Annotated in this window: 13 protein-coding genes; 5 read left to right on the forward strand and 8 right to left on the reverse strand. The window is 72.0% G+C overall.

Annotation, left to right across the window (positions count from 1 at the left end):
- The coding region (locus JS521_RS15560; protein ID WP_205083582.1) for a peptidoglycan-binding protein at positions 1 to 457 on the forward strand (457 nt) is incomplete at its 5' end.
- A gap of 61 nt (positions 458 to 518) precedes the next feature.
- Here the strand turns inward: JS521_RS15560 and JS521_RS15565 are convergent.
- Positions 519 to 1,043, reverse strand: coding sequence for a hypothetical protein (locus JS521_RS15565; RefSeq protein ID WP_205083583.1), 525 nt, complete (start codon positions 1,041 to 1,043; stop codon positions 519 to 521).
- 241 nt (positions 1,044 to 1,284) lie between these two features.
- On the opposite strand from JS521_RS15565, the gene JS521_RS15570 reads away from it, so the two are divergent.
- The gene (locus JS521_RS15570; RefSeq protein WP_205083584.1) at positions 1,285 to 1,902 is read left to right on the forward strand and encodes a YceI family protein; all 618 of its coding nucleotides are present in this window, start codon (positions 1,285 to 1,287) and stop codon (positions 1,900 to 1,902) included.
- A gap of 77 nt (positions 1,903 to 1,979) precedes the next feature.
- Here JS521_RS15570 and JS521_RS15575 read toward each other — a convergent pair whose 3' ends face one another.
- The 4 genes from JS521_RS15575 to JS521_RS15590 form a co-directional block, all read right to left on the reverse strand.
- Positions 1,980 to 3,011, reverse strand: coding sequence for an iron-siderophore ABC transporter substrate-binding protein (locus JS521_RS15575; RefSeq protein ID WP_205083585.1), 1,032 nt, complete (start codon positions 3,009 to 3,011; stop codon positions 1,980 to 1,982).
- A 70-nt stretch (positions 3,012 to 3,081) separates the two neighbouring features.
- Positions 3,082 to 3,942: an ABC transporter ATP-binding protein gene (locus JS521_RS15580; protein WP_205083586.1), complete on the reverse strand. Its 861-nt coding sequence runs from the start codon at positions 3,940 to 3,942 to the stop codon at positions 3,082 to 3,084.
- Between the two features lies 1 nt (position 3,943).
- Complete coding sequence (locus JS521_RS15585) at positions 3,944 to 5,032, reverse strand: FecCD family ABC transporter permease (protein WP_205083587.1); 1,089 nt, start codon at positions 5,030 to 5,032, stop codon at positions 3,944 to 3,946.
- The gene (locus JS521_RS15590; RefSeq protein ID WP_205083588.1) at positions 5,029 to 6,096 is read right to left on the reverse strand and encodes a FecCD family ABC transporter permease; all 1,068 of its coding nucleotides are present in this window, start codon (positions 6,094 to 6,096) and stop codon (positions 5,029 to 5,031) included. Before JS521_RS15590 ends, JS521_RS15585 begins: the two co-directional genes overlap by 4 nt.
- Positions 6,097 to 6,338: 242 nt before the next feature.
- Between JS521_RS15590 and JS521_RS15595 the strand changes: the two genes are divergently transcribed.
- A complete protein-coding gene (locus tag JS521_RS15595) occupies positions 6,339 to 6,914 on the forward strand; it encodes an MSMEG_1061 family FMN-dependent PPOX-type flavoprotein (protein WP_205083589.1) in 576 nt (191 codons plus the stop codon).
- Between the two features lie 70 nt (positions 6,915 to 6,984).
- Here the strand turns inward: JS521_RS15595 and JS521_RS15600 are convergent, their stop codons facing one another.
- Entirely contained in the window at positions 6,985 to 7,221 is a 237-nt protein-coding gene (locus JS521_RS15600) for a DUF7683 domain-containing protein (protein ID WP_205083590.1), read from the reverse strand.
- 213 nt (positions 7,222 to 7,434) lie between these two features.
- On the opposite strand from JS521_RS15600, the gene JS521_RS15605 reads away from it, so the two are divergent.
- Positions 7,435 to 7,731, forward strand: coding sequence for a hypothetical protein (locus JS521_RS15605; RefSeq protein ID WP_205083591.1), 297 nt, complete (start codon positions 7,435 to 7,437; stop codon positions 7,729 to 7,731).
- 148 nt (positions 7,732 to 7,879) lie between these two features.
- Here the strand turns inward: JS521_RS15605 and JS521_RS15610 are convergent, their stop codons facing one another.
- The gene (locus JS521_RS15610) at positions 7,880 to 8,488 is read right to left on the reverse strand and encodes a GNAT family N-acetyltransferase (protein ID WP_205083592.1); all 609 of its coding nucleotides are present in this window, start codon (positions 8,486 to 8,488) and stop codon (positions 7,880 to 7,882) included.
- A gap of 96 nt (positions 8,489 to 8,584) precedes the next feature.
- Here JS521_RS15610 and JS521_RS15615 point away from each other — a divergent pair, with 96 nt between their 5' ends.
- Entirely contained in the window at positions 8,585 to 9,058 is a 474-nt protein-coding gene (locus tag JS521_RS15615) for an NUDIX hydrolase (protein ID WP_205083593.1), read from the forward strand.
- A 50-nt stretch (positions 9,059 to 9,108) separates the two neighbouring features.
- Here the strand turns inward: JS521_RS15615 and JS521_RS15620 are convergent, their stop codons facing one another.
- Complete coding sequence (locus JS521_RS15620; protein ID WP_205083594.1) at positions 9,109 to 9,306, reverse strand: hypothetical protein; 198 nt, start codon at positions 9,304 to 9,306, stop codon at positions 9,109 to 9,111.
- Positions 9,307 to 9,518 lie beyond the last annotated feature (212 nt).

A 9,518-nucleotide genomic window follows, 5' to 3' on the forward strand; every position in this document is an offset into this window, starting at 1 on the left:
CAGCGAACTGCGGACGTTCTTCGCCGCCCCGTCCGACCTCGGCCCGGAGCAGCTCGCCCACGCCCGGACGGTCATCGGCGTCGGGAAGGGGGCCGAGCTCTCGGAGGAAGCCCAGGTCATCGCCCTGATGGCGGCCATGCAGGAGTCGAAGTTCGTCAACTACACCTCCGCGGTCGACCACGACTCGCTCGGTGTCTTCCAGCAGCGGCCCAGCATGGGCTGGGGCACGCCGGCGCAGATCACGCACGTCCCGACCGCGTCCAAGTCCTTCTACGGACTGCCCTCGCCCAGCGCCAACCCGGGACTGCTCCAGATCGACGGCTGGGAGTCGATGGAGCCGGGCGATGTGTGCCAGGCGGTCCAGCGGTCCGCCTACCCGGACCGGTACGCGCAGTGGGAGGACTTCGCCCGGGACCTGCTGGAGGAGGAGGGCCCGGACGCCGCCCCGATCCCGTAGGCACTGAGCAGCGGGGGGGGGCGCCCCGGGGCGGGACGGCCCCCTCGGCGGAGGGCCGCTGTCAGCAGCCGCCGCAGTTGTAGTAGGTCACGTCCCAGTGGTTGCCCTCGTCCGCGTAGATGTTGCCGGAGCCGGACTGGTACTGGCGGGCGCCGTCGCCCCGGGTGCCGATGTAGGTGAAGGTGCCGGTGACGTAGTTGTTCAGGCAGGTGCTCTTGGCGAAGTCGAGCTTGTAGCCGTTCCAGTGGGAGTACGTGCCGCCGGCGTGCCCGGTCTCCGTGCCGCCGGTGATACGGATCGCGCAGCCGGTGGCGCTCTTGAGGGTCTGCGCACCCTGGGCGCTCGGCAGGTTGAGCTGGTCGAAGGACGTGCAGGTGGGGTTGTTCCGGTTGGAGCAGCCGCCGGAGGACGACCAGGTGATCCCGGACGAGCTGAACCGGGAGGTCGCCTGCGCGTGGGTCAGTTTGGTCACGGCGTGCGCCTCGGTGGCGCCGCCGCCGAGGACGCCGATCCCGGGCGCGAAGAGTGCGCCGAGGACGAGGGCCAGGGCGGTGAGGGCGGAGCGGAGACGTGGACGGGTCACCATGGGGGGATTCCTCCTGCTCATGACAAAACAGTGGGTGTGCGGGCACGGGGGTCCGCGCACACCGGGGGCAGGGAGATAGTGCCCGAGTTCTACGCGCGTCGCCAGAGGGCCCGAGACCCACCGTCGCCACACCGGTCAGCGCGACACGCACCGAAAGGTTGAACTTTGAACAAGATGGAGCTACAGTCAATCTCGTTGAAGGTTAAACAACCTCCACGAACACGTCCCCCGAGGAGGAGCCATGGCTCTGTTCAACCGCAAGTCGACCGCCACCGCCACCGCCGCCGAGGCACCCGCGGTGGACCCGGCGCTGGCCGCGCTGACCGGCACGTACACCCTGGACCCGGCGCACAGCAGCATCGGCTTCACCGTGCGCCACGCCATGGTCACGAACGTGCGCGGCTCCTTCGGCGAGCACGAGGGCACCCTGGCGCTGGACGGCACGGACCCGGCGAACTCCTCCGCCTCCATCGACGTGAAGATCGCCAGCGTGGACACCGGCATCGCCGACCGCGACGGCCACCTGGTCAGCGGCGACTTCTTCGACGCCGAGAAGTTCCCGCTCATGACGTTCCGCTCGACCCAGGCCGAGCAGCTGGGCGGCGAGGCGTACCGGATCACCGGCGACCTCACCATCAAGGACGTCACGCGCCCGCTCTCCATCGACCTGGAGTTCAACGGCGCCGCCACCGACGTCTACGGCAACGAGCGCGTCGGTTTCGAGGGCAGCGCCGACATCCTGCGCTCCGACTGGGGCCTGACCTGGAACGCGGCGCTGGAGACCGGCGGCGTGATGGTCAGCGACAAGGTGAAGCTGACCTTCGACATCTCCGCGATCAAGGCCGCCCCCGCCGCCTGACCTCCTCCGCACGCACGCGCAGCGCCCCGCACCCGGATCTCCCGGGACGGGGCGCTGCGCGTGCGTACGGCTGCCGACTACTTCGCGACCTTCTCCGTGAAGAGCGGGACGACCTTCTCCAGCGCGTACGAGACGGACAGGACCGAGTCCGTGGCGAACGCCTGCGAGATGTCCTTGTCGTCGAAGACGATGGCGTTGCCCGCCTTCACCGACGGGACGGCCTTGTAGAGCGGGTCGTTGCTGATGTCCGTGGCCGGGATGCCGATCGGGGTCATGACCGTGAGGTCGGCGTCGAGCAGGTCCAGGTTCTCCTTGGAGACGGACACGGAGAAGCCCTCGCCGGCCTGGGCCTCGGCCTTCGGGTTGTTCTTGAAGCCGAGCCGCTCGACGAAGTCGATGCGCCCGGTGCCGCCGACGTAGACGCCGAAGCCCTCGGACGTACGCGAACCGACCGTGATGGTCTTGTCCTTGAACTCGGGGTGGGCCTTCGCGGCGGCCTCGAACTTCTTCTCCGTCTCCGCGATCAGCTCCTTGCCCTTCTCCGGTACGCCCATGGCGGCGGCGATCATCGTGGTCTGCTGCTCCCACGAGAGCTTGTACTGGTCGCCGCCCTTCGGCACGCCCACGGTCGGGGCGATCTTCTTCAGGGTGTCGTAGCGGGTCTGGTCGCCGCTGGACTTGGTGTCCAGGATCAGGTCCGGCTGGAGGGAGGCGATCTTCTCGAACTCCGGCTCCATCGTGCCGATGAGCTCGGGCTTCTTGTCGTACATACCCTTGGCCCACGGGCCGACGCCCTCACCGCCGAACGGCAGCCAGTCGCTGGCCCCGACCGGCTGGCCGCCGAGCGCAAGCACGGTCTCGGCGTCGCCCCAGCCGAGCGCGACGATGCGCTTGGGCTGCTTGTCGACGGTGACCTCGCCGAACTTGGTCGCCACCTTGGCGGGGAAGGCGCCTTCGGAGGCACCGCCGGAGGCGGAGGAGGACGCGGAGCTGTCGGAGTCGTCCGACGAGCCACAGGCCGAGAGGCCGACGAGCAGGGCGGCGACGGCACCGGCCACCAGGACGGGGGTGCGGCGGGCGCGCCGGGCGCGGGGAGCGGAAGCGTTCATACCCTTTAGGTTAGCCTCACCTAATGACAACGGTGCCATCGGGTTGACCCCCACCGTTCCCGTACGAGGCTCAGGCAGCCGGGTCCTTCACGTGGTGGCGGCCCAGCGGCACGACCATCGGGGTGGCCGACGCCGGGTCCTCGATCACCGAGCAGCGCATCCCGAAGACCTCGCCGACCAGCTCCGCCGTCACGATGTCGACCGGCCGGCCCTCCGCGACGATCCGCCCCGCCTTCATCGCGATCATGTGGTCGGCGTACCGGCAGGCCAGGTTCAGGTCGTGCAGCACGGCCACCATGGTGACGCCCTGCTCGTGGTTGAGGTCGGTGAGCAGGTCGAGGACATCGAGCTGGTGGCTGGCGTCGAGGAAGGTCGTCGGCTCGTCGAGCAGCAGGATGTCGGTGCGCTGGGCGAGCGCCATCGCGATCCACACCCGCTGGCGCTGGCCGCCGGACAGCTCGTCCACCGACCGGTCGGCGAGCTCCAGGACGTCGGTCGAGAGCAGCGCCTGCGCGACCGCCCGGTCGTCCTCCGCGCTCCAGCGGCGGAACCAGCCCTGGTGGGGGTAGCGGCCGCGCCCGACCAGGTCGGAGACGGTGATGCCCTCAGGTGCGGTGGGGCTCTGCGGGAGGATGCCGAGCACGGAGGCGACCTCCTTGGTCGGCATCTCCTGGATGGACCGGCCGTCCAGCAGCACCGCCCCGGCGGAGGGGGCCAGCAGCCGGGCCATGGCCCGCAGCAGGGTCGACTTCCCGCAGGCGTTGGGGCCGACGATGACGGTGATCCTCCCGGGTGGCACGGCCACGCTCAGACCGGGGACGATCTCGCGTTCGCCGTAGCCGAGCCGGACGTCCCGGGCTTCCAGAGTGTGTTCGGCCACGACAGGGCCACGCCTTTCGTCATCGTCTTTCTGAAGTGTCTGCTCAGCCATCTCAGCCCCCGCTGCCCACGCGGTTGGCGCGGGCCAGGAGCAGGAGCAGGTACGGGGCCCCGATGATGCTGGTGACCACGCCCACCGGCAGCTGTACGGAGGGCAGCGCGTGCTGCGCGGCGAAGTCGGCGACCAGGACGATCAGCGCCCCGGTCAGGGCCGCCTGCGGCAGGGCCGCGCCCCGGCCCGGGACCAGCCGGCGGGCGATCGGGGCGGCGACGAACGCCACGAACCCGACGGGCCCCGCGGCGGCGGTCGCCACCCCGGCGAGCGCGGTCGCGCAGAGCAGCAGCGCGAGCCGGCCGCTCTCGACCTTCGCGCCGAGCCCGGCGGCCGCGTCGTCCCCGAGCTGGAGCGGGCGCAGCGCGTGGGCGGCGAGAACGGTCAGCGGTACGAGGAGGCCGAGGGCGATGAGCATCGGCCACACTTGGCTCCAGGAGCGGCCGTTGAGGCTGCCCGCGAGCCAGCGGAACGCCTCCTGCGCGTCGGTGACCTCGGAGCGGGCCATCACGTACCAGACGATGCTGGAGAGCCCCATGCCTACGCCGATCCCGATGAGGACCAGGCGCTGTCCGGCGACGCCCTGCCGCCAGGCGAGCAGATAGATGACGGCTCCGGCGACCAGGGAGCCGGTGAGGGCGCTCGCGGAGAGGGCGAGTCCGCTGACCTGGAAGAGCAGGGCGGCGGTGACGGCGACCGCGCTGGCCCCGGCGCTGATGCCGATGAGGTCGGGGCTGGCGAGGGGGTTGCGCAGGACGGTCTGGAAGACGGCTCCGGAGAGCCCGAAGCCCACGCCGACGAGGACGGCCAGGAGGGCGCGGGGCAGCCGCAGCTCCAGCACGACGAACTGCGATCCGCCGTCGCCGCCGCCGAACAGGGTGGCGACGACCTTCCCGATCGGCATGACCATGTCGCCGAAGCTGAGCGAGACGCCGAACATGACGACGACGGCGGCCAGCAGCGCGGCCCCGACGAGGAAGGAGCGGCGCAGCCCCCGGCCGCGTACGGCGGAGACCTGGCGTACGGCGTCGGCGAGGCCCTCGTCGTCCGCGTGCGTCGTGTTCTTGGTGACGACGGATGCCCGGCTCACAGTTCCACCAGCTTCCTGCGCCGGACCAGCCAGATGAAGGGGATGCAGCCGATCGCGGCCGTGACCACGCCGACCTGCACCTCGCCGGGGCGGGCGATGACCCGGCCGACGATGTCGGCGACGAGCAGCATGACCGGGGCGAGCACCATGCTGTACGGGAGCACCCAGCGGTAGTCGGGCCCGGTGATGAGGCGGGCGGCGTGCGGTACGGCGAGCCCGACGAAGCCGATGGGCCCGGCGACGACGGTGGCCGCGCCGCAGAGGATCACCACGGCGAGGGCGGAGACCATGCGGATCGCCCCGACGCGCTGGCCGAGACCGCGGGCCAGGTCGTCGCCGAGGGAGAGGGCGTTGAGCTGCGGCCCGAGGGCCAGGGCGAGGACCGTGCCGACCAGGATGAACGGCGAGACCTGCCACAGCACCTCGGAGCTGCGGGCGGTCAGCGCGCCGAGCTGCCAGAACCGGAACTGGTCGTAGCTGCCGCGGTCCTGGAGCAGGATCGCGCTGGTGATCGAGGTGAGGACGGCGGCGGTCGCGGCCCCGGCCAGGGCGAGCTTCACCGGCGTCGCGCCTTCCCGCCCGAGGGAGCCGACCCCGTACACGAGGAGGGCGGCGAGCAGCGCACCGAGGAAGCCGAACCAGATGAACTGGGTGGCGACCGTGAACCCGAACAGGGTGATCGAGCAGACGACGGCCACGGACGCGCCGGCGTTGATGCCGAGGAGCTGGGGGTCGGCGAGGGGGTTACGGGCGACGCCCTGCATCACCGTGCCCGCGAGGCCGAGCGCCGCACCGGCCAGCAGCCCGGCGACGGTGCGCGGGATGCGGACCTCCTGGACGATGAGCTGGCCCTTGACGGAGACGTCCGGGTCGAGCACCCCGTCGACGACGTCACGGAAGGGCACATCTCCGGAGCCGATGGCGAGACTGGCGACGGCGGTGAGGAACAGCACGGCGAGGGCGGCGAGCAGTCCGAGGGCGAGCACGGGGCGGCTGCGCTTGCGCCGCGTCTCCTTGCCGTCGCCGGCCGGCTTCTCCTTCTCCAGGAGGGCCGCGCCGCTCACGACCCGGCCACCGGGGCAGCCGGAATGCGGTGGTGCACTGTTCGTCCCTCACCCTTGTTCGTCAGTCGCTCGTCGGCGCGGTCGCGCGAGGGACGCTCCGCCCGCCCGCGCTGTCGCGCGAGGGCCACCCGCGTCGGCCGGTCACCCCGGCCTGGGAACACAGAGGGGCCCAAAGTAAGGTCACCCTAACAGCGCCCGTTCGAGGGTGCGCTGCCGCACCCCACGAGCTCCGGAGCACTTCCTTGTCGTACGCCGCCGATCCCGCCGCCCCCGCCACCGGTCCGCTGGCCGGGGCCGTGCCTCTGGGCTCGGCGGACGAACTGCGCGAGCTGCTGGGCACCCCGCACCCGATCGTCATCGACAAGGTCCACGACCGGCTCACCGACGACGACCTGGCGCTGCTGGCCCGCTCGCCGTTCTGCACCCTGGCCACGTCCGACGCGGACGGCAACTGCGACTCGACCCCGCGCGGCGACACCCCCGGCTTCACCCATGTCCTGGACCGGGGCACGATCGCCCTGCCCGACCGCCCGGGCAACCGCCGCGCGGACAGCTTCCACAACATCCTGGCCAACCCGCGCGTGGGCCTGCTCTACCTGATACCGGGCGCGATGGACGTCCTGCGCGTCAACGGCCGGGCCCGCATCTTCACGGACGCCCCGTTCTTCGACGCGATGACGCTGAAGGGCCAGCGCCCGAAGCTCGCCCTGGTCGTCGAGATCGACGAGATCTTCCGCCACTGCCCGGCGTCGCTGAAGCGGTCGGGGGTGTGGGCGCCGGAGACGTGGGCGGGTGCTGAGGAGGAAGCGGCGGGGTGACCGGCGGCGCGGCCCGCTGGGCAGGAATCCCGTCCTCGGCCTCGGCCGGAAGCATGCATGCCGCCGCGCTCTAATCCGCGGTGACGGACAGAAAATAGTCGAACGCGTTGAGGTCGAGACCCAGCCCCGTCAAGGCGGCCAGCCCTCCGGCGTGCCTCGGCTCGACCGCGTAGACGTCGACGAACCGGTCATGAGGACAGCCGAAGATCTCCGCCAAGGCCCGGCTGTCGACGGCGGTCACGTCCGTCTCTCCCTCGGGGCGATCCTCGCCCTTGCGGTAGCGCTCGATGACGTACCTGACGATCATGCGATCTCTCATTCCGTTTCCGCGCCCCAAGGCACCCGAGCCCCCGGCCGGGCACCGGAGGGGGTCAGCCGGTCACCCGGAGGCGCGCAGCTTCCCCGTACGCGCCGGTGCGTCACCTCCCCGCACGCCCACCCAAATGCCGCGTCCCCTCGGCCGGGCCCTGTCGTTGTCGGGATGTGACAGCCGAAGTCTCGCAGAGAAGTGTGCCGACCCATGACTGAAGAAACCATCCTGCTCAGGGACTTCCTCGCCACGATGAACCGCCTCCAGGCGGAGTTCGAGCGGCGACTCGACGGCATCGAACGCGACGCCCCGCCGGGGGCGCCGCCGCACGGCGACTCGCCCGCGGTGGCGGACCCCTGGCAGCCCTGGAGCAGTCACGACCTGGGCCGCCCCCTCGGCCTGGAGGCCATCTGGTCCGACGCCCGCCGCTCGCCGGGCGGGCGAGCAGAGGGAGATGGAGCGCGGCCCCGAGCGGAGAAAGCATTCTTCACCGCTCTCCCCGAATGACCGCGCTCCCCCGCTCAGCACGCACCCCGGCTCACCGCACTCCCCGACCTGTCGCGCACCCGGCCTGTTGCGCCACCTGCTCGGCCGACCCCGAAGAATCGTTCCTGCCACCGAGGGAGCGTTCATCCCCCCGTCCCGTCAGGTCCGGTCAGGCGGCCTGCGGTTCGCGCCGCATGACCCACAACAGCGGCCCGCCACCCGGCAGTCGCGCCTCGCCGAGGGCCGCGAAGCCGAAGTGCTCGTAGAACGGCAGGTTGTCCGGCTTGGAGGACTCCAGGTAGACCGGCAGGCCCGCCGCGTCGGCCTTGGCCAGCCCGGAACGCAGCAGCGCCGCCCCGTGCCCCTGGCCCCGGGCGGCCGGGTCCGCGCCGACGACCGCCAGGTACCAGTGCGGCTCCTTGGGGCCCTGCTCGGCGGCGGCCGCGACCGCGTCCCGGAAGAGCGGTGCCCGGTCGCCGAGGATCACCTCCAGCTCCGCGACCGTCTCCGCGTCGGGAACGGACTTCTCCTGCCCCTCCGGCGCCACCCAGAACGCGGCTGCGGACGCGGTGCGCTCGCACACCCCGTGGCGGCCGTACTGCCGGGTGAAGATCGTGGTGAAGTACCGGACCAGGTCGGGCTCGCGCGAGGCCCCGCCGGGGAAGAACCACCCCATCATCGGGTCGTCGGCGAAGGCGCGGGCCAGGGTGCGGCTGATCTCCGGGGCGTCGTCGAGCGTGGCCGCCTGCGGAGTGTTCGTCATCGACATACGGGTCATTCTGCACGTTGATGATCTTGAACGGTGAGGAGGGTCCTCGGACGCCGGACATGGCCCCGGCCACCGGCCACCGGCCACCGGAGATAGCCTCGCGCGATGGACCGACGACTGGCCGCGTACGCGGTGTGCATCGAGAACGGCCGGGTGCTGCTCGCTCTCGCCGTGAGCCCGGACGGCGACCGCACCTGGACCCTCCCGGGCGGCGGGGTCGAGCACGCGGAGGACCCGTTCGACACGGTGATCAGGGAGGTCGCCGAGGAGACCGGTCTGGAGGCCGTGGTCGAGCGCCTGCTCGGCGTGGACTCGCGGGTGGTCCCGGCGGGCGAGCGCCGCCTGCCCGGCGCGCCCGAGCTGCAGAACGTCGGCGTCTTCTACGGTGTCCGCGTCACCGGCGGCCGGCTCCGTCCCGAGCCGAACGGCGACACCGCCGCGTCGGTGTGGACCCCCGTCGCCGAGGTCGCTCGCCTGCGCCGGTCCTCGCTGGTGGACATCGGGCTCGATCTCGCGCGGACGCTGCCGCCCTCCGGACATGTCGGCCCTGTCCCGGTCGGCGGCCTGGTTCAGCACTGAGGAGGGCCGGGCGGCGGTGGCGCGCGCCACGGGATCACCGCCCGGCCGGATCAGTGGCGGCTGGACCTCCAGGCCCAGATCGCCGCCACCACCACGCCCAGCAGGACCACGCCCGCCACGACCGCCAGCAGCACCGTCAGCCCGCAGCCTCCCGCGATACCGGCGTGCACCTTCGCCTTGAGCGCCTCGGCCTCGGCGTCCGGGTTCCGCTCGGACTCCTCGCCGCCGTACCAGTCGTATCGCTGCATCGTCGCCCCCTGGGATCGCGGCCAGCCTAGAACCGGCGACCGGCACGGCCTCCTCCGGCCCTCGGTACGCAGGCGACCGAACAGGTGGACGCCGCAGGCCCCCCCCCCCCCCCCCCCCCGCCGGGGGGGGGGGGGGGGGGCCCCCCGGGGGGGAACCCCCATGGTTGCAACACCCCCCCGCCCCGGGTTACCACCACCCCCCCCAACAGGGC

The organism is Streptomyces durocortorensis, from assembly GCF_016901035.1.
Classification (GTDB): Bacteria; Actinomycetota; Actinomycetes; order Streptomycetales; family Streptomycetaceae; genus Streptomyces; species Streptomyces durocortorensis.

What these genes read in the sequence shown, in the direction of transcription:
- JS521_RS15565 (WP_205083583.1), bottom strand. Translation starts at nt 1,043, where the DNA reads ATGGTGACCCGTCCACGTCTCCGCTCCGCCCTCACCGCCCTGGCCCTC.
- JS521_RS15570 (WP_205083584.1), top strand. Translation starts at nt 1,285, where the DNA reads ATGGCTCTGTTCAACCGCAAGTCGACCGCCACCGCCACCGCCGCCGAG.
- JS521_RS15575 (WP_205083585.1), bottom strand. Translation starts at nt 3,011, where the DNA reads ATGAACGCTTCCGCTCCCCGCGCCCGGCGCGCCCGCCGCACCCCCGTC.
- JS521_RS15580 (WP_205083586.1), bottom strand. Translation starts at nt 3,942, where the DNA reads ATGGCTGAGCAGACACTTCAGAAAGACGATGACGAAAGGCGTGGCCCT.
- JS521_RS15600 (WP_205083590.1), bottom strand. Translation starts at nt 7,221, where the DNA reads ATGATCGTCAGGTACGTCATCGAGCGCTACCGCAAGGGCGAGGATCGC.
- JS521_RS15605 (WP_205083591.1), top strand. Translation starts at nt 7,435, where the DNA reads ATGACTGAAGAAACCATCCTGCTCAGGGACTTCCTCGCCACGATGAAC.
- JS521_RS15610 (WP_205083592.1), bottom strand. Translation starts at nt 8,488, where the DNA reads ATGACCCGTATGTCGATGACGAACACTCCGCAGGCGGCCACGCTCGAC.
- JS521_RS15615 (WP_205083593.1), top strand. Translation starts at nt 8,585, where the DNA reads ATGGACCGACGACTGGCCGCGTACGCGGTGTGCATCGAGAACGGCCGG.
- JS521_RS15620 (WP_205083594.1), bottom strand. Translation starts at nt 9,306, where the DNA reads ATGCAGCGATACGACTGGTACGGCGGCGAGGAGTCCGAGCGGAACCCG.